At 66.4% G+C, this 24,596-nt stretch carries 20 protein-coding genes and 1 pseudogene; 13 read left to right on the plus strand and 8 right to left on the minus strand.

The window, feature by feature from the left end; genetic code table 11:
• Positions 1-30: 30 nt before the first annotated feature.
• Complete coding sequence (locus ACETK8_RS13685) at positions 31-723, minus strand: DUF805 domain-containing protein (protein WP_374036391.1); 693 nt, start codon at positions 721-723, stop codon at positions 31-33.
• A gap of 143 nt (positions 724-866) precedes the next feature.
• Here ACETK8_RS13685 and ACETK8_RS13690 point away from each other — a divergent pair, with 143 nt between their 5' ends.
• Together ACETK8_RS13690 and ACETK8_RS13695 are read left to right on the plus strand one after the other, a co-directional pair.
• The gene (locus tag ACETK8_RS13690; RefSeq protein ID WP_374036392.1) at positions 867-1,799 is read left to right on the plus strand and encodes an NAD(P)H-dependent flavin oxidoreductase; all 933 of its coding nucleotides are present in this window, start codon (positions 867-869) and stop codon (positions 1,797-1,799) included.
• Between the two features lie 11 nt (positions 1,800-1,810).
• Entirely contained in the window at positions 1,811-2,518 is a 708-nt protein-coding gene (locus ACETK8_RS13695; protein ID WP_374036393.1) for a TorF family putative porin, read from the plus strand.
• A gap of 145 nt (positions 2,519-2,663) precedes the next feature.
• Here the strand turns inward: ACETK8_RS13695 and ACETK8_RS13700 are convergent.
• Positions 2,664-3,853, minus strand: a protein-coding gene (locus tag ACETK8_RS13700) for an IS3 family transposase (protein ID WP_249341170.1) whose coding sequence is annotated in 2 segments (ribosomal slippage) — positions 2,664-3,601 and positions 3,601-3,853 — 1,191 coding nt in all. Because the reading frame shifts where the segments join, the coding sequence is not laid out codon by codon here.
• Between the two features lie 120 nt (positions 3,854-3,973).
• Between ACETK8_RS13700 and ACETK8_RS13705 the strand changes: the two genes are divergently transcribed.
• Positions 3,974-4,447 carry a hypothetical protein gene (locus ACETK8_RS13705; RefSeq protein ID WP_374036394.1) on the plus strand — a complete coding sequence of 158 codons (474 nt, stop codon included), beginning with the start codon at positions 3,974-3,976 and terminating at the stop codon, positions 4,445-4,447.
• An 84-nt stretch (positions 4,448-4,531) separates the two neighbouring features.
• Positions 4,532-5,289 (plus strand): annotated as a pseudogene (locus ACETK8_RS13710) (IS5 family transposase).
• Positions 5,290-5,298: 9 nt separating this feature from the next.
• Here the strand turns inward: ACETK8_RS13710 and ACETK8_RS13715 are convergent.
• From ACETK8_RS13715 to ACETK8_RS13725, 3 genes are read right to left on the minus strand one after another with little or no spacing between them, the layout of a single operon-like run.
• On the minus strand, positions 5,299-6,477 hold the full coding sequence (locus ACETK8_RS13715; RefSeq protein ID WP_374036395.1) for a trans-sulfuration enzyme family protein: 1,179 nt from the start codon (positions 6,475-6,477) through the stop codon (positions 5,299-5,301).
• Positions 6,478-6,774 carry a hypothetical protein gene (locus ACETK8_RS13720; RefSeq protein ID WP_374036396.1) on the minus strand — a complete coding sequence of 99 codons (297 nt, stop codon included), beginning with the start codon at positions 6,772-6,774 and terminating at the stop codon, positions 6,478-6,480.
• Entirely contained in the window at positions 6,774-8,177 is a 1,404-nt protein-coding gene (locus ACETK8_RS13725; protein WP_374036397.1) for a pyridoxal-phosphate dependent enzyme, read from the minus strand. Before ACETK8_RS13725 ends, ACETK8_RS13720 begins: the two co-directional genes overlap by 1 nt.
• 114 nt (positions 8,178-8,291) lie before the next feature.
• Between ACETK8_RS13725 and ACETK8_RS13730 the strand changes: the two genes are divergently transcribed.
• The 4 genes from ACETK8_RS13730 to ACETK8_RS13745 all read left to right on the plus strand — a co-directional run bounded on the left by ACETK8_RS13730 (position 8,292) and on the right by ACETK8_RS13745 (position 12,220).
• Positions 8,292-8,555, plus strand: a complete 264-nt coding sequence (locus ACETK8_RS13730) for a type II toxin-antitoxin system Phd/YefM family antitoxin (RefSeq protein WP_374036398.1) — start codon at positions 8,292-8,294, stop codon at positions 8,553-8,555.
• Positions 8,552-9,007 (plus strand): type II toxin-antitoxin system VapC family toxin, encoded by a 456-nt coding sequence (locus ACETK8_RS13735; RefSeq protein ID WP_374036399.1) that lies wholly within the window; start codon positions 8,552-8,554, stop codon positions 9,005-9,007. The genes ACETK8_RS13730 and ACETK8_RS13735 overlap by 4 nt, the downstream gene beginning before the upstream one ends.
• Positions 9,008-11,344, plus strand: coding sequence for a ribonuclease R (rnr, locus tag ACETK8_RS13740; RefSeq protein WP_374036400.1), 2,337 nt, complete (start codon positions 9,008-9,010; stop codon positions 11,342-11,344).
• A gap of 66 nt (positions 11,345-11,410) precedes the next feature.
• Positions 11,411-12,220 carry a hypothetical protein gene (locus ACETK8_RS13745; protein ID WP_374036401.1) on the plus strand — a complete coding sequence of 270 codons (810 nt, stop codon included), beginning with the start codon at positions 11,411-11,413 and terminating at the stop codon, positions 12,218-12,220.
• Here ACETK8_RS13745 and ACETK8_RS13750 read toward each other — a convergent pair.
• Positions 12,199-12,807, minus strand: a complete 609-nt coding sequence (locus tag ACETK8_RS13750) for a LysR substrate-binding domain-containing protein (protein WP_374036402.1) — start codon at positions 12,805-12,807, stop codon at positions 12,199-12,201. The two genes, ACETK8_RS13745 and ACETK8_RS13750, sit on opposite strands and share 22 nt — an antisense overlap.
• Before the next feature lie 5 nt (positions 12,808-12,812).
• Here ACETK8_RS13750 and ACETK8_RS13755 point away from each other — a divergent pair, with 5 nt between their 5' ends.
• From ACETK8_RS13755 to ACETK8_RS13770, 4 genes are all read left to right on the plus strand, one after another.
• Complete coding sequence (locus tag ACETK8_RS13755) at positions 12,813-12,992, plus strand: hypothetical protein (RefSeq protein WP_374036403.1); 180 nt, start codon at positions 12,813-12,815, stop codon at positions 12,990-12,992.
• A 90-nt stretch (positions 12,993-13,082) separates the two neighbouring features.
• A complete protein-coding gene (locus ACETK8_RS13760) occupies positions 13,083-13,802 on the plus strand; it encodes an NUDIX hydrolase (RefSeq protein WP_374036404.1) in 720 nt (239 codons plus the stop codon).
• On the plus strand, positions 13,795-14,196 hold the full coding sequence (locus ACETK8_RS13765; RefSeq protein WP_374036405.1) for a DUF5990 family protein: 402 nt from the start codon (positions 13,795-13,797) through the stop codon (positions 14,194-14,196). Before ACETK8_RS13760 ends, ACETK8_RS13765 begins: the two co-directional genes overlap by 8 nt.
• Positions 14,197-14,258: 62 nt before the next feature.
• The gene (locus tag ACETK8_RS13770; RefSeq protein ID WP_374036406.1) at positions 14,259-15,083 is read left to right on the plus strand and encodes a hypothetical protein; all 825 of its coding nucleotides are present in this window, start codon (positions 14,259-14,261) and stop codon (positions 15,081-15,083) included.
• Positions 15,084-15,285: 202 nt separating this feature from the next.
• Here ACETK8_RS13770 and rpoC read toward each other — a convergent pair whose 3' ends face one another.
• Entirely contained in the window at positions 15,286-19,479 is a 4,194-nt protein-coding gene (gene rpoC, locus ACETK8_RS13775; protein ID WP_374036407.1) for a DNA-directed RNA polymerase subunit beta', read from the minus strand.
• A 162-nt stretch (positions 19,480-19,641) separates the two neighbouring features.
• Positions 19,642-23,757: a DNA-directed RNA polymerase subunit beta gene (rpoB, locus tag ACETK8_RS13780; RefSeq protein ID WP_374036408.1), complete on the minus strand. Its 4,116-nt coding sequence runs from the start codon at positions 23,755-23,757 to the stop codon at positions 19,642-19,644.
• A gap of 326 nt (positions 23,758-24,083) precedes the next feature.
• Here rpoB and ACETK8_RS13785 point away from each other — a divergent pair, with 326 nt between their 5' ends.
• Positions 24,084-24,596: an FKBP-type peptidyl-prolyl cis-trans isomerase gene (locus tag ACETK8_RS13785; RefSeq protein WP_374036409.1), complete on the plus strand. Its 513-nt coding sequence runs from the start codon at positions 24,084-24,086 to the stop codon at positions 24,594-24,596.

Consider the following 24,596-nt stretch of genomic DNA (forward strand, 5'->3'; position numbering starts at 1 on the left):
AACCCGCATGACCGTGCCGAAAAGGGTCGCCTAGAAGTTCGCCAGCGAACGCGGCGGCGGGCCATAGGCATTGTCGCCCGGCTGACCGGCCGTGACGCCCAGCCAGATCAGGAAGGCCAGATTGACCAGGGCGGCCAAGCCCCAGACCGCGCCCGCCGCTCCCATGCCCTGCAGAGCGCCGTAGTCGTTGCCGTATCCCGTCGAGACCATCCCGCCGATGAAGGTCATGGCGCTCAGCAGCACCGCCACCGCCGTGACACCATAGGGGATGGCCGCCAGCCAGCCCGACTTGCCCATGTCGTGCAGACGCTTGGAGGAGACGCAGACGCCGAAATAGATGCTGGCGATCGAGACCAGCGTTCCGATCAGCGGCACCCAGCTCAGCACCAGACCGGCGGCGAACAGGATGATGACCCCGATCCAGTAGTCCTTCTGACCGATCCGCCCCGTCGCATCCAGGAACAGGGTCCTCCAGTCGAAGGACGACCCTGATCCCGCGACGCCCGGCGTATAGCCCGCGCCTACCGTCTGGGCGGTCTGGCCGGCCACGACGATCACCTGGGTCGCCACGCCGTCCATCGGGACGAAGTCGACCTTCATCCCGGCGCTGACGGGCACGAGCTGTTGCAGGTCCGCCCGGCTGAAGCTGTAGCGATTGCCGTCGTCGCCGCTGATCAGTCCCGCGCCGGGGCCGTCGTCGTAGGTCAGGATTTCACCGCGCACGCATCGCTCCTTTGGAAAGATGGGCCGACCTTGGCCGTACCCTCGATCAACGAAACTCCTGTGAAGCTCAAAAGATGCGCGGGATTTGCCTTCCCCCGCGACACCCCGCTAAGCGTAGCGAAACAAGACGCACAGGAAACGCCATGGCCATCCCCGCCTCCCTCCAGAAGGGCCTGAAACTGCCGGTGATCGAGGCGCCGATGTTCCTGGTCTCCGGGCCGGATCTGGTCGTCGAATGCTGCAACAACGGCGTCATCGGCACCTTCCCGTCGCTGAACGCCCGCACGACCGAGGGCTATCGGGACTGGTTGGTCGATATCAAATCCCGGCTAAAGCCCGACGCCGCCGCCTTCGGCGTCAACCACATCGTCCACCCGACCAATCCGCGCCTGATGGCCGACATGATGGTCTCGGTGGAGCATCAGGTGCCGCTGATCATCACCTCCCTCGGCGCCGTGCGCGACGTGGTGGATGCGGTCCACGGCTACGGCGGCGTGGTCTTCCACGACATCGCCAACGTCCGCCATGCGCGCAAGGCTGCTGAATCCGGCGTGGACGGCCTGATCCTGGTCGCCAACGGCGCCGGCGGCCACGCGGGCATCATCAACCCCTTCGCCCTGGTCAACGAGGTGCGCGAGTTCTTCGACGGCGCCATCATCCTGTCGGGATGTCTCTCGACGGGCCAGGACGTCGCCGCCGCCCTGATGATGGGCGCCGACTTCGCCTACATGGGCACCCGCTTCATCAACACGACCGAGGCCATGGCGCCGGACGCCTACAAGGACATGATCATCGAGAGCGGGGCGACCGACATCGTCCACACCCCCGCCGTCTCGGGCATCCCGGCCAATTTCATGACGAAGTCGCTGCAGGACAACGGCATCGACCCGAAGAAACTGCCCGAGCACAAGCTCGACATGGGCGACGAGGCCAAGGCCTGGAAGACCGTCTGGTCCGCCGGTCAGGGCGCGGGCGCCATCCACGACGTCGTTCCGGCGGCGACGCTGGTCCAGCGCCTCCGCGACGAATATGCACAGGCCACGGATCTGTTCGCCAAGAAGGTCGGGGTGGCCTAAACGCTGGGCGGATGATCCGTTCATCCGCCTTCGCCGCCCTCGCCGCCCTCCTCCCCGCTGCCGCGGTCGCTCAGGACAACGACAACACCCGCTTCAGCGGCGACCGACCCTATCACTGGAGCTTCGAGGCCGGCGCGGGCTCGGACAATCGCTCCAAGGGCGCGTCCAAGAGCGGCAACGACGCCTATGTCTTCGGCGAGGTCCAGTTCAACGCCTCGAACGGCTTCTACGCCGACGCCGAGTTCGAGACGATCGACTCCGCGGGCTCGCGGGTCGAGACCGAGATGGAGGCCGGCTGGCAGTACGCCTTCGCAGGGTTCGAGTTCGACACCTCCGCCTCGCACAAATGGCGGCTGGACGCCGACCCGGGCCACGACGACGCCGCCTGGGAATACCAGTTCGACGTCATGCGCGACTTCGGGGCCGTCGACACCCGCTTCCGTGTCGAGCATTCGCCGGACGGTCTGGGCTCCACCGAGGCTTGGACCTGGGTCGAGGGCCGCGTCCGTTTCCCCCTCACCGACACCCTGAAGGCCAGCGCCACCCTGGGCCGTCGCGAACAGGACAACGCGCCGGACTACACCGGCTGGAACGCGGGCGTGGCCTACGCCGTCACCGAGATCGTCGAACTGGACCTGCGCTGGCACGGCACGGACATCGAGGAGGAAGGCGAGCAGTACGAGAACGCCCTGGTCGCGTCCGTGCTGGTGGCGTTCTAGGCCGTCTCAGGTTCGAGTCGTAGATTAGACGACGGAGGCCGCTCACCATGACACCTGAAGAGAAACTTCGAAAAGTCACTACAGAAGCAACTTCGACACTCGGCACCTTCGTGCAGGAGTGGAACACTGACGTGACCCCCGTTTCTCATCCAGCCATAACGAGAGTCCTTTGGTGATCTGAACTGGGGTTGGTGGGGTTGGCAAGAGGCCGGTCAGCGCAGCCTCCAACCAGCGCAGCGGACCGGCCGATCTTTCCGCTGAGCGCATCTGCGTAGGCCTGCGGCGTCAGCCAGCCGAGCTTCGAGTGCGGCCGGGTTTCGTTGTAGTCGCGCCGCCAGGTTTCGAGCACCGCACGGGCGTGCGGCAGGGATCGGAACAGCGTCTCGTTCAGCAGCTCGTCACGCAGACGGCCGTTGAAGCTCTCGTTGAAGCCGTTCTGCTGAGGCTTGCCCGGCGCGATGTAGTGCCAGCCCACACCGGCGTCGTCGGCCCAGGCCAGGATGGCGTTGGACGTGTATTCCGTGCCGTTGTCGCTGATGATCGTCTCGGGTCGCCCGCGTCGCAGGATGATGGCGTCCAACTCGCGCGCCACCCGTCGCCCTGACAGCGAGGTGTCGGCGACGAGCCCGAGGCACTCGCGGGTGCAGTTGTCGATCACCGTCAGGATGCGGAAGCGCCGCCCGTCCGTCATCTGGTCGGACACGAAGTCCAGCGACCAGCGCTGGTTTGCGACCAGAGGAATCTCCAGCGGCCGCCTTGTGCCCATCGCGCGTTTGCGCCCGCCGCGCCGACGCACCGTCAGCTTCTCCTCGCGGTAGATCCGCTGGACACGCTTCTTGTTGACCGCATGGCCCTCGCGCCGGAGCATCACGTGCAGACGTCGATAGCCGAACCGCCGACGCTCCTGGGCCAGGGCCTTCAGCCGATCGCGCAGGGCGCCGTCGTCCGGTCGCGTCGCCTGATAGCGCACGCTCGTCCGGTCCACGCCCAGCACCCGGCAGGCCCGCCGTTCGCTCATCCCGTAAGCCGACTGCAGGTGCGCCGCCGCCGCTCGATGCGCAGCGGGCGTCACCACTTTTTTCCCAGCAGATCCTTCAGCGCGACGTTGTCCAGCATCGAGTCCGCCAGCATCCGCTTCAGCTTGGCGTTCTCCTCTTCCAGCGCCTTCAGCCGCCGGGCCTCCGACACGTCCATGCCGCCATACTTGGCCTTCCATTTGTAGAAGGTCGGCGAGCTCAGCCCGTGCTTCCTGCACAGATCCGCCACCGGAACACCGGCCTCCTGCTCGCGCAGGATCCCGATGATCTGCTCTTCCGTAAACCGTGATCGCTTCATTCTGTCCGTCCTTTCGAGGGGCGGACTCTAGCTATTCGTGGAGGAGTTTCAGGGGGTCACGTCAACACCACCGAGCTAATGTTGCGCATGGCTATGCAACAAGTTGTGGGAGGAGGAGCCGTGGTTCGCATCCTCACCGCTCACATGAGCAGTGAGGAGATGTGCGAATCGATGACTGCGCTAATTGATGAAAAGGTCATCGATCCAACTTTGGTGGACGGATGCAGGCGGGCGGTCAACGTTTTCAGACGGCTACGCAGCTATAGGAACTTTTACATCCATGAGCCTGTACGTGGCCTGCTCTTGGATATGCAGCATCCCCACACCGTCAGAATTGGGACCCAAGGGATCGAGACGAGAAAAGGTGGGTCGTCTCGCTTCGGAGGAGTCACTCAAGCTCAACTCGAGCAAGGCATTGAGTGGTGTCACGGCTTATCGAGCTATCTGAATTGGATTGTCCAAGAGGCAATCAGCATCCAAAGCAAAAGCGCGCGTCCAGAGATGCGTTTCCAAGCTGGACAGCTCGTTCGAAATACTGAGCCGCCAGAGCTAGAAATCCCGCCCGAGTTCAAGCACCCGAGTAAGGTGCCCTAACAGAGATGGCCTAGGGTCCGTACTCAATAAGGTCTGGCGGTGAGTTTGGCGTTCTGATTCAAGGCTTCTGGAAGGGAGCCTTGGATGCGGAAGCTTTACTGGCTGGACGACGAAGCTTGGGCGCGGATCGAGCCGCACCTTCCGACGGGACGGCGAGGGGCGCGCAGGGTCGATGATCGCCGCGTGTTGTCGGGCATCGTGCACATGCTGCAGTCAGGCGCGCGCTGGCGGGACTGCCCGCCGGAGTACGGGCCATACACGACGGTCTACAACCGCTTCAATCGCTGGAGCCGGCAGGGCGTTTGGCACGACATCTTCAAGGCCCTGACCGGCCACAGCGGCATCTACTCCTCGGCCGCCATCGACAGCACCTCGGTCAAGGCCCATCGCTCGGCGGCGGGCGCAAAAGGGGGGGCTTCGTCCAGGGCATAGGCCGCTCCAGAGGCGGTCGCACGACCAAGATCCACGGCCTCGTGGACGATCGAGGGCGACCCCGTGTGCTGTTGCTCAGCGCCGGCAACACCAACGACATCACCATGGCCCACGCCCTGATCGAGGCGGCCGGACCGTTCGCAAGGCTGCTGGCGGACCGCGGCTACGACGCCGATCACCTCCGAAGGCGACTGGCCGAACGACGCGCCGAGGCCGTCATCCCGACCACGACCTCGCGCAAGCGGCCCATCCCCTACGACGTCGTCGCCTACCGACAGAGGAACACCGTCGAACGCCTATGGGCCAGGCTCAAGGACTTCAGGCGTATCGCGACACGCTACGACAAACTCGCCGCGAACTTCCTCTCCAGCGTCCTCATCGCCGCCACCGTCGCCTATTGGGCCAAATGAGTCCGGACCCTAGCTCAGCGCCTGCTCCAGGTCGGCGATCAGGTCGTCCAGATCCTCGACCCCGACCGACAGGCGGATCAGGTTCTCGGTGACCCCGCCGGCCTCGCGCACCTCTTTCGGCACCGAGGCGTGGGTCATGATGGCCGGGTGGTTCACTAGGCTTTCGACCCCACCCAGCGATTCCGCCAGGGTGAAGACCTGCACCCGCTCCAGCACCTGACGCGTCCGCGCCAGATCGCCGTCGATGAAGACCGTGACCATGCCGCCGTAGCGGCCGTTCATCTGGCGCGTGGCCAGCTCGTGCTGAGGGTGGCTGATCAGGCCCGGATAGATGACCTTCTTCACTCCGCCGCCAGGCTTCTCGGCTCGCGCTTCCAACCAGCGCGCGATGGCCAGGGCGTTCTCGTTGTGCGCCTTCATCCGCAGACCCAGCGTCTTCAGACCCCGGTTGGCCAAGAAGGCGTCGAACGGCCCCATCACCCCGCCGATGGAATTCTGAAGGAACTTCAGCTCCTTGGCGACCTCTTCCGAACCCGCCACCAGAACCCCGCCGATAATGTCGGAGTGGCCGTTCAGGTATTTCGTCGCCGAATGCATGACGACATCGGCGCCCAGTTCGATCGGCCGCTGGCTCCACGGCGTGGCGAAGGTGTTGTCCACCACCAGCAGGAGGCCGTGCTTCTTGGCGATCGCCGACAGCCCCGCGATGTCCGCCAGTTTCATCAGCGGATTGGTGGGCGTCTCGGCCCAGATCATCTTCGTCTTGGGCGTGATCGCCGCCTCGACGGCGTTCAGATCCGCCATGTCGACATAGCTGAAATCCAGCCCCATCGACCGACGCCGCACCCGCTCGAACAGACGCCACGATCCACCGTACAGGTCGTCGCCCGTCACGATGTGCGAGCCCGCATCCAAGAGCTCCAGCGCCGTCGAGGTCGCCGCCATGCCCGAGCCGAAGCCGAAGGCCTGAACCCCGCCCTCCAGATCGTTGATGCAGGCCTCGAACGCCTCGCGCGTCGGGTTCTTGCCCCGCGCATACTCATAGCCCTTGTTCACGCCTGGGCTCTCCTGGGCGTAGGTCGAGGTGGCGTAGATCGGCGTCATGACGGCGCCCGTCGTCGGGTCCGGCCGTTGTCCGGCATGGATGGCGCGGGTCGAGAAACCCTGGCTGTTCTTCAGATCGGCCACTCAGGCCTCCTCTTCTTCAGGCGGCATGTCCGTGACAGCCCAGCCACCTTCGGTTCGTTGCGCATATTGGCCGGGGTGGACCGTCGGCAAGTCTAGTGAAGCAAGCAGTGGCGCGACATGGTGGAGATGTATGGTGACAGCGTCAGCCGCGCCATGATCGTAGGACGCGCACAGGATCTGCACGACGCCATCCCGATCGTGAGCCACTTCAGCCACGGGCGCATCCTCGCTGATGTGACGACAGACGATACAGAGCGCATCGCCGTTCATGTCATAACCCAGCGCGTGGACGCGCATTACCGGTTCAGGCTGAGGTGGTTGATCAGGTCGACGCGGGCGATCAGGCCGACGAACTGCTCGCCGTCCAGCACGATGGCCACCCGGTCGCGGTCGAACAGGGGGATCAGGGCGTCGAGCGGCTCGGTCACCTGAACCGTGTCCAGATCGCGCGTCATGGCCGAGGACACCGGCTTGGCGAACCGCTCCTTCCGCGTGATCTCGTCGGTGTTCATGATGTGGACGATGTCGCTCTCGTCCAGAATGCCGACCAGACGGCCCTCGTCGATGACCGGCAGCTGGGACACGTCCGCCCCGCGCATCCGCTTGAAGGCCGTGTCCAGTGTGTCGTTCGGGCCGATCACGACAACGTCGCCCTTGGCGTACTTGCGCGAGATCAGGTCCGACAGGTCGCCCTGGATCTCGCGCTCGCCCATCCCCTGATCGGCCAGCCAGGCGTCATTGTAGACCTTGCTGAGATACTTGGCCCCGGTGTCGCAGACGAAGGTCACGACCCGTTTCGGCTCGGTCTGCTCGCGGCACCACCGCAGGGCCGCGGCGATCAGCGTACCCGACGACGAGCCCGCCAGAATGCCCTCCTTCAGCAACAGCTCGCGCACCGTGGCGATCGCCTCCGCGTCCGGGATCGAATAGGCCTTGTCGATCAGGTCCATCTCGGCCGTGTCCGGCACGAAATTCTGCCCGATCCCCTCGACGGTATAGGAACCCTCCGGGCTCGGCTTGCCCTCGTTGACCAGGCCCGCCAGCACCGACCCGACCGGGTCCGCCAGCACGATCTCAGCCTTCGATCCCTGGCTCTTCAGATACTGGGCCACGCCCGTGATCGTTCCGCCCGAGCCGATGCCGGCGACATAGGCGTCGACGTCATGCCCCATCTGCTCCCAGATCTCCGGCCCCGTCGTCTTCACATGGGCCTCGGAGTTGGCGCTGTTCGCGAACTGGTTGACGAAGAACCCGCCCGGGATCTGCTGCGCCAGCCGCTCGGCCATGTCGGTGTAGTATTCCGGGTGGCCGTGATCGACGTCCGACCGCGTCAGGCGAACATCAGCGCCCATGGCCCGCAGATGCTGGATTTTTTCCTTCGACATCTTGTCCGGGATGACCAGCAACACCTTATATCCCTTGGCCTGCCCGACCAGGGTCAGCGCCAGGCCCGTGTTTCCGGCCGTCGCCTCGACGATGGTGCCGCCGGGCTTCAACCACCCTTCCCGCTCCGCCGCCTCGATCATCGAGACCGCGATCCGGTCCTTGATCGACCCGCCGGGGTTCTGGGCTTCCAGCTTCAGGAACAGCCGGCATTTCCCGGTGTCGATCTTCGTCACCTCCACCATCGGCGTCTTGCCGATCAGGTCCAGCAGCGAGCCGGTCGGCGCGCTCAGGGTCGGGTGTTGGGACAGGGACATGGGACGTTCGACTCCATCGGATTCGTCTGCCTCCCGATCTAGGTCCTCTGGGGCCGAATTGCGAACCGGGGCAAAAATGGCTATACTTATGGCCAGAATTGGAGAGTTCCGGTCATGGCCAGCTACGGCGTCGCCGAGGCGAAGAACAACTTCACCCACCTGCTCGACCGCGTGCAGGAGGGGGAAAGCATCACCATAACGAAGCACGGCAAGCCGATCGCCGAACTGCGCGCGCCACCGATCACTCGTGCGGCTCTGACGCTGGAGGAACGTCGGGCGTTCATGAAAGAGTTCGCGCGACGTCGCGACGCCCGTCCGCCCTTGGGGATGTCGGCCGCCGCCTTGATCCGGTCCATGCGAGACGGGGATCCTGAGTGACCCTATGGCTCGACGCCAGCGTGCTGGTCTCCCTGATCACCCGCGAACCGACGAGCCATCAGATCGACGATCTTCTATATCAAGAGATCGAGATGCCCTTCGTCAGCGACTTCTGCATCGCTGAATGCTCGTCGGCTATCGCACGGCTGGTCAGGATAGGTGCTCGCACTGCTGGCGAGGCTGACGAACTCTTCCAGAGTCTCGATCTCTGGATCGAGACAGCATCGGCGCCCATCGATGTCGAGAGTGAGGACATCGCCTTGGCCACCGCCTTCGTCCGCCGCCCCGGCATCAGCCTCCGGGCTCCGGACGCCATTCACATCGCCGCGGCCCACCGGCTCGGCGCCACCCTTCTCACGCTCGATCTCGGCATGGCGCGCGCCGCCGCCGCATTGGGCGTAGACCATCTCAATCCCGCCGAGGCCGATGCGCCCGGCGAACCGAAAGACTGAATGACCAAACAACCCAAGAAACCCGCCGCCGGACTGCCGGATGAAGCCACTCTGCTGGCCTTCCTGCGCGAAGCCGGCTCGGCGGAAAAGGGCGACATCGCCCGACACTTCGGCCTCAAGGGCGAGGACCGCAGACGTCTGCGCGAAATGATCCGGGGCCTCGAGGCCTCCGGCAAGCTCGGCAAGCGCGGCCGCAAGGGCTTCACCGAGGCCGGCGCCCTGCCCCCCGTCGGCGTCGCCGACGTGGTCGAGCGCGATGATGACGGCGACCTCTACGTCCGCCTGGTCGAGGCCTCGGCCGACGCCCCGCGCGCGCTCCTTATCCCCGACAAGACAAAGACCGCCCCCGGCCTCGCCTCCCGCATTCTCGCCAAGTTCGAGCATGGCCCGAACGGGTGGGAGGCCCGGTTGATCAAGGTGCTGGACACAAACACCAACCGCGTCCTCGGCGTCATCCGCAAATCTAACAAGGAGACCCGCGTCGAACCCGTTGACCGTCGCTCGAAGGACGTCCTGATCGTGCCCGCCGTTCAGGCGACCGACCTGCGCGATGGCGACCTTGTGCTCGCCTCCATCGAGAAGGGCGAGCACCGCTACGGCCACAAGCGCGGCAAGATTCTGGAAAACATCGGCCGCGAGGATGATCCCCGCGCCGCCTCCCTGATCGCCATCCACACCCACAATGTCCCGATGGGCTTTTCCGAGGCCGTCGAGCAGGAGGCCGAAAACCAGGACCTGCCGACGCTGAAAGGCCGCGACGACCTGCGCGACATTCCCTTCATCACCATCGACCCGGCCGACGCCCGCGACCACGACGACGCCGTCTATGCCCAGCGCGACGAGGATCCCAAGAACGAGGGCGGCTGGATCGTCTGGGTCGCTATCGCCGACGTCGCCGCCTACGTCCGTCCGAACACCAATCTGGACCGTGAGGCCCGCGCCAAGGGCAACTCGACCTACTTCCCCGATCGCGTCGAGCCCATGCTGCCCGAGCGGCTGTCGAACGGCCTGTGCAGCCTGAAGGAAGGCGAGAACCGCGCGACGCTCGCCGTCCGCATGGTCTTCGACAAGGACGGGAGGAAGACCGGCCACCGCTTCCATCGCGGCCTGATGCGCAGCCATGCCAAGCTCAGCTACGAACAGGCCCAGGCCGCCATCGACGGTCCGGAAAAGGGCGGCGGCACGGACGACGCGACGGGTCCGATCATGGACACGATCCTGTATCCGCTCTGGAACGCCTACCACACCATGCTGAAGGGCCGGCTGAAACGCGCGCCGCTGCAGATCGACAGCGCCGAGCGCCGCATCCGCATGGCGCCGGGCGGCGGCATCGCCTCGATCGAGAAGCGCGTCTCCCTCGAGGCTCACCGGCTGATCGAGGAGATGATGGTCCAGGCCAACGTCTGCGCCGCCGAGACCCTGGAGCAGAAGAAGACGCCCCTGATCTACCGCGTCCACGACACGCCCAGTCAGGAGAAGGTCTTCAACCTCGCCGACTTCCTGTCGACCATTGGCAAGCCGTGGAACAAGGGCGAGGCCCCGACGACCAAGCGGTTCAACAAGCTGCTGGAAGACACCCGCGACGGTCCCCACGCCGAGGTCGTCAACGAGGTCGTCCTGCGCTCCCAGATGCAGGCCATCTATTCCCCTGAGAACGTCGGCCACTTCGGTCTGAACCTCGACCGCTACGCCCACTTCACCTCGCCGATCCGGCGCTACTCCGACCTGATCGTCCACCGGGGCCTGATCCGCGCCCTGGGCCTCGGGAAGGACGGACTCACGGATCGGGAGATCGCCGAACTGCCCGCCATCGCCGATCAGGTGACCCAGACCGAGCGTCGCTCCATGGCCGCCGAGCGCGACGCCATGGACCGCTACATCGCTGCCTTCCTGCAGGACCGGGTCGGCGCGACCTTCACCGGCCGCATCACCGGCGTGACGCGGTTCGGCCTGTTCGTCCGGCTGGAGGAGACGGGCGCCGACGGCCTCGTCCCCGTCGGCTCGCTCGGGACCGAATACTTCACCCACGACGACCGCGCCCACGCCCTGGTCGGCGACCGCACGGGCCAGCGCTACACCCTGGGCCGCACCGTCGAGGTGAAGCTGAAGGAGGCCACCCCCGTCACCGGCGGCCTGCTGTTCGAGATGCTCAGCGACCCTGAGCCCCGCGATCCCAACGCCCCGGCCCCGCGCCTCGGAATGCGCGGACGCGGCGGCGATGACCGACCGAAGCGTGGCGGCAACCGTCCCGGCGGCCCCAAACCTCCCAAGGGCGGTCGCAATGGCGGCAAACCCTCCGGCGGCCTGAAGGGCGTCCGCAAGGGCAAGCGACGGTAGGCTTGGCCGCACTCACAACCTGAGGGGGAGGTCGCGGGCTTGCCCCGCCCTCCCCGCCCGGCCAGCATGATCGCGATGACCGACCCGAATCCGGATTACGCGCTGACGACGCTGAACGCTTCCGAGCGCGAACTCCTGCTGTTGCTGGGTCGCGGCCACACCGCCAAGTCCATCGCCGCCCTCAAGGGTCTGACCGAACTCGCCGTCAACGAGCGCTTCCGCTCAGCCCGCCGCAAGACCGGGATCGGCTCCAGCCGCGAGATCGCCCGCCTTCTGGTCGCCAAAGAAAATCGTGACGACATTATCGGAGTGGCCGAACCGGCCGCTCCGGTTGCACCCCTTCCTCGTCCCGACGCGCCGCACCGTGCGTCGCCCCTCAGACGATGGAGCCTGTCCATGTCCGCCGCAGCCATTCTGATTGCCGCCGCAGTCCTCGCCCAGCAGACCGCCACGCCGCCGGAGCGTCCCTTGCCTTCCGGCGCCGAAGCGATGTTCGCGGCTCGCCAGCCCTCGCCGGACCTCGTCGCCCTCCGCGCGTCGATCTCCGCTGAGCCCGCCGATCCTGCCTGGTCCCCGGAGGCCGAGACTGCGCTGTCGCAGGCCTATCATCGCGTGACAGATGGACTTGGGGTTATGACCACCCTCGACGTCACCTGCACCCGGTCCCTATGCGAAGTCCTCGGCGTCAGCCGCAGCGGTCTGACCGGTGAACAGATCAACGCCGTGACCGGCGCCGTTCAGAACCATGAGATCGAAGAGGTCATGGGCGCCACCGAGCTCGAGAACATCGTGCAGAGCTTCTCGACCAACGGCGGGGAGATGGAGAACGGCGCCGCCTCCGTGGTCTTCGCCGCCTACTGGCGCCGGACGTACTGAGCCGAGCACAGGGGAAGAAACGAAGCGCGGACCTCCGGGTCCGCCCTCCGAACTTCTCTATCCCAGCCGTTCCGCCAGGAAGTCGACGAAGACCGCGTGGATCGGCTCACGGTCACCGGGATTGAACGCCTCCAGCAGGGGACAAGCCGCCCGTCGCGAATGTCGTCCTCGGCGCTGAAGGCCCCGACGCGGGTGATGCCCACACCGTCGCGGGCCAGCTGGGTCAGGGTCTCGCCGTTGTTGGCCTCCACCGGTCCCTTCACCGTCAGGGCGAAGTCGACCCCGTCGCGCCGGAACGGCCAGACCGGCTCCATCCGGCGGAAGCTGAAGTTCAGACAGTCGTGGTCGTACAGGTCCTCCGGCGTCATCGGCTCGCCCCGCCGCGCCAGATAGTCCGGCGAGGCCACGACCACCCGACCCGTCTCGCCGATCTTGCGCGCCGTCAGGGCGCTGTCGGCCAGAAGCCCGAACCGGATCGCCACATTCGCCTGCCCCGCCGCCACATCGACCACCGTGTCTGTCAGGCTGAGATCGACCAGAATGTGCGGATACCGCGCCGCGAAATCCTTCAGCAGCGGCACCACCACCAGCCGTGGCCGCCGCGGCCGACGCGCCCAACCTGGCCTCGGCCATGAACATCGGGGCCTTCAACCTGGGCAACGCCATCGGCGCGGCCCTGGGCGGAGCGGTCATCGCGGGCTCGGCTATCCGGCGGTGTCGCTGGCCGGCGCGGCCGCCTCGGCCTCGGGTCTGGCGCTGCTTCTCTGGCTGAACTGGAGCGAGCGTCGCGCCCGTCTCGCGGTCCAGCCCGCCTGTTGATTTTCGCACTTAAGTCGGCACGGGGCAGTGCTATCTTCACCCAGTGCCGACATCACCCGTTCAGCCCTTCGACGCCGCCCAGGATCTTCGTGACGCGCCGCGCGCCGCCGGCCCGCGTCAGAGGCCGAAGGACGCCGCCACCCTGATCCTGGTGCGGGCGGGCAAGACGCCCGAGGTGCTGATGGGCCGCCGCGCGCCCGGCCATGTCTTCATGGCGTCGAAGTGGGTCTTCCCCGGCGGGCGCATCGACCGGGCCGATTTCACCGCCTCCGCCGCGACCGACCCGGCGCCCGCCAGCCGCGCGCGACTGGAGGCCGAACTGCCGCCCCATCGGGCTCGGGCGCTGTGCCTGACCGCCGTGCGCGAGACCTTCGAAGAGACGGGCCTGATCCTTGGCCGCGCGGCGCCGCCCGCGTCCGTCGCCGGACCGTGGCGGGAGTTCCGTCAGGCGGGCGCCCTGCCCGATCTGGCCGCCCTGACCTATGTGGCCCGCGCCATCACGCCGCCGGGTCGGACACGCCGCTTCGACGCCCGGTTCTTCATGGCCGACGCCTCCGCCCTTCTGGCGCCCGAGCCGACGGCAGGGTCCGGCGAACTGGACGAGATCGCCTGGCTTCCGCTCGAAGACGCCCGCGCCCTGGACCTGCCTTCCATCACCCGTTTCGTGCTGGGCGAGGTGGCGGAGCGGATCGGCGCCACGACGACCCGCCCCCTGCCCTTCGTCCGCATGGTGCGCGGCAAGCATCTGGTCAGCCATGACTGAGACCGTCACCCTGCGCCTGACCATCGCCGATCCGGTGCCGGGCCTGCACTACTGGCGGCAGGACGCGAAGAACGCGCCGCACGATATCCGCCTCTCTACGATTGAGCCCCTGACCTTCGACATGCCCGTCGACCTGCGGCCCGACGGCAAGCTCGGCGGGACCTGGGTGCGGCGCGAGGGCAAGGAACGGCGCTTCGTCTACATCGCCATCGGCGGCGCGATGGAGGGTCTGCCGGTCGTCAGCCGCCGCGCCAAGATCGACGTCCATGACATCCCCGCCGATCTGCTGAAGCCCGGCGCGGTGATCGCGACCACCCTGCCCGGTCGCGGCAAGGACGGGACGCCCGCCTGCGCCACCGTCCGCCCCCTGACGCCCTGGCGCGCCGTGGACTGAATGCGGCCCTGATCCGGCCATGGTCGCCCGTCAGCTTCACCTTACCGACGGGGGAGTGACATGTGTCTAACGCCGGCCTGAGTATCGCGTCCTGGCGCTCGGCCGCCGACCGTCGCCGCGCGGCGATCCTGGCCGGGTCGGTGGCGCTGCACGCCGCCGTGCTCGCGCCCCTGGCGCTGGGCCTGTTCACGAACGATCCCCCGGTCTTCACCGACCCCTTCGAGACGCCGATCTTCGTGGAGATGGAGCCCCGGCCCCTGCTGGCCGGAGAGACGGCGCGAGAGCCCGAGTTCGCCGCCAGCGAAGCGCGCGAGGCCGCGCCGACGCTGGGCGACACCCTGCCCTCCGTCACGCGCGACCGCCGCCGCCAGGATGACGAGGAAGACCGCCCGACCGCGCCCAACCCTCGCATCGGTCATCCGCTGGTCGCCCCGCCGCCCGCCTCGGCCGACCCCTGGCAGGTCCAGCCCGAGAGCATGGCGGGCGCCGTGGGGCGGTCGATGCGGCTCGGCGCCGGCGGCTGTCGCACCATGGACGGCCGTCTCAGCCCCGGCGAGCAGCAGATCTGCGACGAGCGGTTCAACGAACGCGCCGCCCGCGCCGGGCCGCTCGGCCCCCGAACCCTGACGCCGTCGGAACAGCGGCGGGAGGCCCAGTTCGCCCGCGACGGCGCCGCCGCCCTGGCCCAGTACGAGGCGCGTCGCAGACCGCTGGCCGGCGGTGTCGGCATCGTCGGTCCCGGCGACTGCCCGGGCTCCAATCTCGGCCTCGGCTGTGCGGGCGCTCACCTGGACCCCGCCATCCGTCAGGGCGCCACGACCGTCGGCAATCCCGGCATGCGCCAGGAACGCCCCGACGCCATGCGGCCGATCCGGGGGCAGGAGTAACGCCTTCGCCGTGCACCCCAGCGAAGGCTGGGGTCCAGATCACGAATTCAGGCGGGCGGGATGACGCACCGTTTCAACTGATCCGGCCGACATGGTCCTCCATCTGGACCCCAGCCTTCGCTGGGGTGCACGGAGTTTGGGGGCAAACAAAAAGGGCCCGGATCGCTCCGGGCCCTCTCTAGTCTTCAGCGGCTGAAGGCGATCACTCGCTCTCGGCCAGTTCCAGCTGCAGGTCGGCCGGCAGGGGCTCGACCGCGGCTTCGCGGTTGTTGGTCAGGACAGCGTCACGCTCGTTGGCGATCTTCTGCAGGCTGCGCAGGTAGGCGCCCGTACCGGCCGGGATCAGGCGGCCGACGATGACGTTTTCCTTCAGGCCTTCCAGCGTGTCCTTCTTGCCGTTGACCGAGGCGTCGGTGAGGACGCGGGTGGTCTCCTGGAAGGACGCCGCCGAGATGAAGCTGCGGGTCTGCAGCGACGCCTTGGTGATGCCGAGCAGGACGGGCTGGGTGGTGGCGATCCGGCCGCCACGCTTCTCGACCTTCTCGTTCTCGAGCACGGCTTCCGCGACCTCGACCGTGTCGCCACGGATCAGGGTCGTCTCACCCGAGTCGATGATCTCGACCTTCTGCAGCATCTGGCGAACGATCACCTCGATGTGCTTGTCGTTGATCGGCACGCCCTGCAGTCGGTAGACCTCCTGCACTTCGTTCACCAGGTATTCGGCCAGCGCCTCGACGCCCTGGATGCGCAGCAGGTCGTGCGGATCCGGGTTGCCGTCGATGATGTAGTCGCCCTTCTGGATCAGATCGCCGTCGTGGACGGAGATGTGCTTGCCCTTCGGGATCAGGAACTCGACGGGTTCGCCCTGGTTGCCATCGGCATCCGGCTCCGGCGTGATCTTGATGCGGCGCTTGTTCTTGTAGTCGCGACCGAATTCGACGCGGCCGTCCATCTCGGCGATGACCGCGCAATCCTTGGGACGACGGGCTTCGAACAGCTCGGCAACCCGCGGCAGACCGCCGGTGATGTCGCGCGTCTTGGCGCCTTCGGTCGGGATACGGGCCAGGATCTCACCCGGCTTCACCTCGTCGCCGTTGGCGACCGACAGAATGGCCCCCACCGGCAGCAGGTAACGGGCGTCGGAGCCCGAGGCCAGCTTGGCGTAGGTGTCGCCCGCCGTGATGCCCATGGCCGGACGCAGGTCCGAGCCGCGCGGCGACGCACGCCAGTCGATGACGACGCGCTGGGCGATGCCCGTCGCTTCGTCGGTCTCTTCGCGGAACGACAGGCCCTCGGTCAGGTCCTCGAAGCGGACGACGCCGCCCACTTCGGTGATGATCGGGGTGGTGTACGGGTCCCACTCGGCCAGACGCTGGTTCTTGGCGACGGTGTCGCCTTCCTTGACGCGCAGACGGCCGCCGTACGGGATCTTGTACGACTCGCGGTCCTTGCCGTCGACGGCGATGGTCAGGACGACGTTGCGGCTCATGGAGACCAGGTCGCCATGGGCGGCCGTGACCGTCGGGCCGGCGATCTTGACCGTACCGGCGTTGGTCGCCTCGTAGAACGAGGTTTCCGCCACCTGGGCCGTACCGCCGATGTGGAAGGTCCGCATCGTCAGCTGGGTGCCCGGCTCGCCGATCGACTGGGCGGCGATGACGCCGACCGCTTCGCCGATGTTGACGTTGGTGCCGCGCGCCAGGTCGCGGCCGTAGCACATGCCGCAGATGCCGGCTTCGGCTTCACAGGTCAGGGCCGAACGGACCTTGACCGACTGGACGCCCTCGCGGTCGATGACCTCGACCACGTCCTCCACCAGATAGGTGTCGGCCGGGAACAGCACGGTGTCGGTGCCCGGGACCTTGATGTCCTCGGCGTTGTAGCGACCCAGGACGCGTTGACCCAGGGAGACCAGGACGTCACCGCCCTCGACCACGGCCTTCAGCGTGATGCCGCGCGTGGAGCCGCAGTTGTCCTCGGTGACGATCGAGTCCTGCGCCACGTCCACCAGACGGCGGGTCAGGTAACCCGAGTTGGCGGTCTTCAGCGCGGTGTCGGCCAGACCCTTACGGGCGCCGTGGGTGGAGTTGAAGTACTCCAGAACGGTCAGGCCTTCCTTGAAGTTCGAGACGATCGGGGTCTCGATGATCTCGCCGGACGGCTTGGCCATCAGGCCGCGCATCCCGCCGAGCTGCTTCATCTGGGCCTGCGAACCACGGGCGCCGGAGTTGGCCATCATGTAGACCGAGTTGATCTCGGCGGTACGACCCGAGGCCAGGACGCGCGGTTGCGCGATCTCGCCCATCATCTCGTCGGCGACCCGGTCCGTGGCCTTGGCCCAGGCGTCGACGACCTTGTTGTACTTCTCGCCCTTGGTGATCAGGCCGTCGGCGTACTGCTGCTCGTATTCCTCGACCAGGGTGCGGGTCTCGGCGACGATCTCGACCTTCTTGGCCGGGATCACGATGTCGTCCTTGCCGAACGAGATGCCGGCCTTGGCGGCTTCCTTGAAGCCCAGGCCCATCATCTGGTCGGCGAAGATGACCGTCGCCTTCTGACCGCAGTGGCGATAGACCACGTCGATCAGGTTGCCGATTTCCTTCTTGGTCAGGTTCTTCTCGAGCAGGCGGTAGCCCACGTTCGGGTTCTTCGGCAGCAGGGCGCCCAGCTTCATGCGGCCCGGCGTCGAGTCGATGACCTTGGTCACCTCTTCGCCCTCGGCGTTCAGCTCGGTCCAGCGGGCCTTGATCCGCGTGTGCAGGGTCACAACGCCGGCGTCGAGCGCCGCGTCGATCTCGCCGATGTTGGCGAACAGCTTGCCTTCACCCGGCTCGCCGTCCTTGACCAGCGACAGGTAGTACAGACCCAGGACGATATCCTGCGACGGCACGATGATCGGCTTGCCGTTGGCGGGCGACAGGATGTTGTTCGTCGACATCATCAGGACGCGCGCTTCCAGCTGGGCCTCGAGGCTCAGCGGGACGTGAACGGCCATCTGGTCGCCGTCGAAGTCGGCGTTGAAGGCGGCGCAGACCAGCGGGTGCAGTTGGATCGCCTTGCCCTCGATCAGCTTCGGCTCGAACGCCTGGATGCCCAAACGGTGCAGCGTCGGCGCGCGGTTCAGCATGACCGGGTGCTCGCGGATCACCTCTTCGAGGATGTCCCACACCTGCGGCTGCTCACGCTCGACCATGCGCTTGGATTGCTTGACGGTGCCCGACAGGCCCTTGGCGTCCAGGCGCGCATAGATGAATGGCTTGAACAGCTCGAGCGCCATCTTCTTGGGCAGGCCGCACTCGTGCAGCTTCAGGTCCGGACCCACGACGATGACCGAACGACCCGAGTAGTCGACGCGCTTGCCGAGCAGGTTCTGACGGAAGCGACCCTGCTTGCCCTTCAGCATGTCGGCCAGCGACTTCAGCGGACGCTTGTTGGCGCCCGTGATCACGCGACCGCGACGGCCGTTGTCGAACAGGGCGTCGACCGACTCTTGCAGCATCCGCTTTTCGTTGCGGATGATGATGTCCGGCGCGCGCAGCTCGATCAGGCGCTTCAGGCGGTTGTTCCGGTTGATGACCCGGCGATACAGGTCGTTCAGGTCGGAGGTGGCGAAGCGGCCGCCGTCCAGCGGCACCAGCGGGCGCAGTTCCGGCGGGATGACCGGCACGACCGTCAGGATCATCCACTCGGGCTTGTTGCCGCTCTCGAGGAAGGCCTCGATCAGCTTCAGGCGCTTGGAGGCCTTCTTGGCCTTCATTTCCGAGGGGCTGTCGGCCAGTTCGCCGCGGTGCTTCTCGGCCTCGGCGTGCAGGTCGATGCCCATCAAGAGGTTGCGCACGGCCTCGGCGCCGATCTCGGCGGTGAAGCCGTCATCGCCGAACTCGTCCTGGTAGCGATAGAACTCGTCTTCCGTCAGCAGTTGGTTCTGCTTCAGCGGGGTCAGGCCCGGCTCGGTGACGATGTAGTTCTCGAAGTAGAGCACGCGCTCCACGTCCTTCAGCGCCATGTCCAGCATCAGCGAGATGCGCGACGGCAGGGACTTCAGGAACCAGATGTGGGCGACCGGCGAGGCCAGTTCGATGTGGCCCATCCGCTCGCGACGGACGCGGGCCAGGGTGACCTCGACGCCGCACTTCTCGCAGATGATGCCCTTGTACTTCATGCGCTTGTACTTGCCGCACAGGCATTCGTAGTCCTTGGTCGGGCCAAAGATACGGGCGCAGAACAGGCCGTCACGCTCGGGCTTGAACGTGCGGTAGTTGATGGTCTCGGGCTTCTTGATCTCGCCGAACGACCACGAGCGGATCTTTTCGGGCGAGGCCAGGGCGATCTTGATCTGGTCGAAGGTCGGAGTGACCGGGACCGCGTTGAAGATGTTCAGGACTTCCTGGTTCATCTGTCAGTTCCTTCTGCAGCGGGGGCTGCTGCGAAATAGGGCTTAGTGAGTAGGGCGTAGGGCTTAGGGGCTCGAACGAGCGGAGCGGGCTCAGGGCTTCGGAGTTCGGATGATCGACGCGCGCCGACACTTCCTGATCCCTAAGCCCTAAGCCCTACTCCCTCACGAGTTCTCCAGCTCCACGTTCAGACCCAGCGAACGCATTTCCTTGATGAGAACGTTGAAGCTCTCGGGAATGCCGGCCTCGAAGCTGTCGTCGCCGCGGACGATGGCCTCGTAGACCTTGGTCCGGCCGGCCACGTCGTCGGACTTCACCGTCAGCATTTCCTGCAGGGTGTAGGCGGCGCCGTAGGCTTCCAGAGCCCAGACCTCCATTTCCCCGAAGCGCTGACCGCCGAACTGCGCCTTGCCGCCCAGCGGCTGCTGGGTGACCAGCGAGTACGGGCCGATGGAGCGGGCGTGGATCTTGTCGTCGACCAGGTGGTGCAGCTTCAGCATGTAGATGTAGCCGACCGTGACCGGACGCTTGAACTGCTCGCCGGTCTGACCGTCGTAGACGATCGACTGACCCGAACGCTCCAGACCGGCCTTCTCCAGCAGGTCCTCGATGTCCGAGATGTGCGCGCCGTCGAAGACCGGGGTCGCGAACGGAACGCCCTTGGACAGGTTCTGGGCCAGCTCGATCAGCTCTTCCTCGTCCTGCGGCAGCGGGGTGTCCGCGCCGTAGACGTCCTGCAGGTGATCGATCAGGGCCTGCTTCTGGCCGCCGCCCTGCCAGGCTTCCAGCATGCCCTGGATCTGGCGACCCAGGCCCGCAGAAGCCCAACCCAGGTGGGTTTCGAAGATCTGGCCGATGTTCATGCGCGACGGCACGCCCAGCGGGTTCAGAACGACGTCGACCGAGGTCCCGTCTTCCAGGTGCGGCATATCCTCGATCGGCAGGATCTTGGAGATGACGCCCTTGTTGCCGTGACGGCCGGCCATCTTGTCGCCCGGCTGAAGCTTGCGCTTCACGGCCACGAAGACCTTGACCATCTTCATGACGCCCGGGGGCAGTTCGTCGCCGCGTTGCAGCTTCTCGACCTTGTCTTCGAAGCGACGGTCCAGAGCCTTGCGATTGTCCTCGAAGGCCTTCTTCATGGCCTCCAGCTCGCCCATGGCCTTCTCGTCGTCGAGGGCGATCTGCCACCACAGGCCGCGCGACAGTTCGCCCAGCTTGGCTTCGGTGACTTCACCGCGACCCAGGCCCTTCGGACCCGAGACGGCGTTCTTGCCGGTCAGCAGCGGACGCAGACGGCCGTAGACGTTGCGCTCCAGGATCGCGAGCTCGTCGTCGCGGTCCTTGCCCAGACGCTCGATCTCGTCGCGCTCGATCGACATGGCGCGCTCGTCCTTGTCGACGCCGTGGCGGTTGAAGACGCGCACGTCGACGATGGTGCCGGCGACGCCGGGCGGCAGGCGCAGGGAGGTGTCGCGGACGTCCGAAGCCTTCTCGCCGAAGATGGCGCGCAGCAGCTTCTCTTCCGGGGTCATCGGGCTTTCGCCCTTCGGCGTCACCTTGCCGACCAGGATGTCGCCCGGCTGGACCTCGGCGCCGATGGCCACGATGCCGGCCTCGTCGAGGTTGCGCAGGGCTTCCTCGCCGACGTTCGGGATGTCGCGGGTGATTTCTTCCGGCCCGAGCTTCGTATCACGCGCCATCACTTCGAATTCCTCGAGGTGGATGGAGGTGAAGACGTCGTCGCGCACGATGCGCTCCGAAATCAGGATGGAGTCCTCGAAGTTGTAGCCGTTCCACGGCATGAAGGCGACGAGCGCGTTCCGGCCCAGGGCCAGTTCGCCCAGGTCCGTCGACGGGCCGTCGGCGATCACGTCGCCGGCCTTCACCTCATCGCCCACGCGCACGATCGGGCGCTGGTTGATGCAGGTCGACTGGTTGGAACGCTGGAACTTCGACAGGCGGTAGATGTCGACGCCCGAACGGCCGGCGTCCTGCTCGTTCGTGGCGCGAACCACGATACGGGTGCCGTCGATCTGTTCGACCACGCCGTCGCGGCGGGCCACGACCACGGCGCCCGAGTCACGGGCAACCACGGCTTCCATGCCGGTGCCGACCAGCGGCGCGTCCGACTGGACCAGCGGCACGGCCTGACGCTGCATGTTCGCGCCCATCAGTGCGCGGTTGGCGTCGTCGTTTTCCAGGAACGGGATCAGGGCGGCGGCGACCGAAACGACCTGCTTCGGCGACACGTCCATCATGTCGACCGTTTCCTTGGTCAGCAGCTGGGATTCACCGTTGATCCGGCCCGGAACCAGGTCGTCGACGATCTCGCCCTCGTTCAGCGAGATGTTCGCCTGGGCGATCGTGTATTTCGACTCCTCCATGGCCGAGATGTAGACCACCTCGCCCTGGGCCTTGCCGTCCTTCACGCGACGGTACGGGCTCTCGATGAAGCCGTACTTGTTCACGCGGGCGTGGGTGGCCAGCGAGTTGATCAGGCCGATGTTCGGGCCTTCCGGCGTTTCGATCGGGCAGATCCGGCCGTAGTGGGTCGGGTGAACGTCGCGGACTTCGAAGCCGGCGCGCTCACGCGTCAGACCGCCCGGGCCAAGCGCCGACAGACGACGCTTGTGGGTGATTTCCGACAGCGGGTTCGTTTGGTCCATGAACTGCGACAGCTGCGACGAGCCGAAGAACTCGCGCACCGAGGCGGCGGCCGGCTTGGCGTTGATCAGGTCGTGCGGCATCACCGTGTCGATATCGACCGACGACATGCGCTCCTTAATCGCGCGCTCCATGCGCAGCAGGCCCACGCGGTACTGGTTTTCCAGCAGCTCACCGACCGAACGGACCCGGCGGTTGCCCAGGTTGTCGATGTCGTCGATCTCGCCGCGGCCGTCCTTCAGCCCGACGAGGATCTGCAGGACCTTCAGGACGTCGTCCTTCTGCAGGACGCGGATTTCGTCCGAAACCTCGGGGGTTTCCAGACGCATGTTCATCTTGACCCGGCCCACGGCCGACAGGTCGTAGCGCTCCGAGTCGAAGAACAGCGAGTTGAACATGGCCTCGGCGGCTTCCGGGGTCGGCGGCTCGCCCGGACGCATCACGCGATAGACGTCGAACAGGGCGTCCTCGCGGCCGGTGTTCTTGTCCACGCGCAAGGTGTTGCGCATGTAGGCGCCGACCGTGACGTGGTCGATGTCCAGGACGTCGATGGTGGTGAAGCCCTTGGACTCCAGCAGTTCGATCGTCGGCACGTCCAGCTCGTCGCCGGCCTCGGCGTAGATCTCGCCGGTCTCGTAGTTGACGGCGTCGGCGGCCAGGTAACGGGTCACCAGGGCGTCGGCGGCCAGCGACAGCGACTTGGTCGTGTCGCCCAGCTTCTTGGCGGCGCGGGCCGAGATCTTCTGACCGGCCGAGGCGACGACTTCGCCGGTGTCGGCGTCGATCAGGTCGAACTCCGGCTTAACCCCGCGCCAGCGTTCCGGCTTGTAGGGCGTGACCCAGCCTTCGCCGCGCTTCTCATATGGAACGGTCTCGTAGAAGGTGCGCAGGATCTCCTCGCCGTCCATGCCCAGGGCATAGAGGAAGGTGGTCGCCGGCAGCTTGCGGCGACGGTCGATACGCACGAACACCACGTCCTTGGCGTCGAATTCGAAGTCCAGCCACGAGCCGCGGTACGGGATCACGCGGGCGGCGAACAGCAGCTTGCCCGACGAGTGGGTCTTGCCCTTGTCATGGTCGAAGAAGACGCCCGGCGAGCGGTGCATCTGCGAAACGATCACCCGCTCGGTGCCGTTGACGATGAAGGTCCCCTTGTCCGTCATCAGGGGGATGTCCCCCATGTAGACGTCCTGCTCCTTGATGTCCTTGACCGAGCGCGCGCCCGTCTCTTCGTCCGCCTCGAACACGATCAGGCGCAGCTTGACCTTCAGCGGCGCGGCGAAGGTCATGTCGCGCTGGATGCACTCCTCGACGTCGTACTTCGGGTCCTCGAACTCGTAGGACACGTATTCCAGGACGGCGCGTTCGTTGAAGTCCTTGATCGGGAAGACCGACTTGAAGACCGCCTCGATGCCCTGGTCCTTGCGCTGGCCCGGACGGACCTCGCGCTGCAGGAACTGTTCGTAGGAAGCGCGCTGAACCTCGATCAGGTTCGGCATTTCCACGGCTTCGGGGATGCGGCCGAAGCTCTTGCGGATGCGCTTCTTGCCGGTGAAGGTCGTGGCGGAAGCGATCTGACCGTTGATGGCGAGACCGTTCAGGACGTCAGTCATTCTGTTTTCCCATAGCGCGCGTCGGGGGAACGCGCGTGAAATGCAGCAGCCACGGCGACGCGAGCGGCGTGCCGTGACAATCGGTTTCGGCCTCCACCCTCGAACGTCGGAACGTTCAGGAGGCCTGAAATCTGAGAAGCTCCCTGGGGAAGGAGCCACGCCTTCGCTCGGTCGGAGGGCGACGGACCGGGCCTCGGCGCTTTCGCGCAGACTCATGTGAGCTGTTGCGGAGGCGGCACATATACTCGCTTTCCCGACGAAATAAAGGCCGCCACGCCGATTTTCGCCGGCTTCGCAAGCGCAATCTTCGCTGCTAGCGTCCGGGCATGAAAATCATCCCCATCTTCGTCGCCGCATCCCTGTCGGCCCTGGCCCTCGCCGCCTGCGCCACCGCCCCGGAACCGGCGCCCGTCGTCGCGACGGCCGCCCACTCCACGCCGGAAGAGTACGCCGCCGGCCAGGCCGCCTACCTCGCCTGGAACGGCGCCCGTCGCGGCTGGACCACCACCGCCTCGGGCCTGCAGTACCGCCGCGAAGGCCGCGCCCATCCGGAAGGCCGCCAGCCGACCGAGACCGACACCGTCCGCGTCCACTACGAAGGCGCCTTCATCGACGGCCGCAAGTTCGACAGCTCCTACGACCGGGGCGAACCGGCCGAGTTCCCCCTGAACCGCGTCATCAAAGGGTGGACCGAAGGCGTCGCCCTGATGCACGTCGGCGAGACCTTCTATTTCGCCATCCCCGCCGAGCTGGGCTACGGCGCCCGCTGGGTCGGCGGCGACGAACTCCCGCCGAACTCGACCCTGCTGTTCAAGGTCGAACTGCTGGAAGTGAAGTAA

Source organism: Brevundimonas staleyi (assembly GCF_041893865.1).
Taxonomy (GTDB): Bacteria; Pseudomonadota; Alphaproteobacteria; order Caulobacterales; family Caulobacteraceae; genus Brevundimonas; species Brevundimonas staleyi.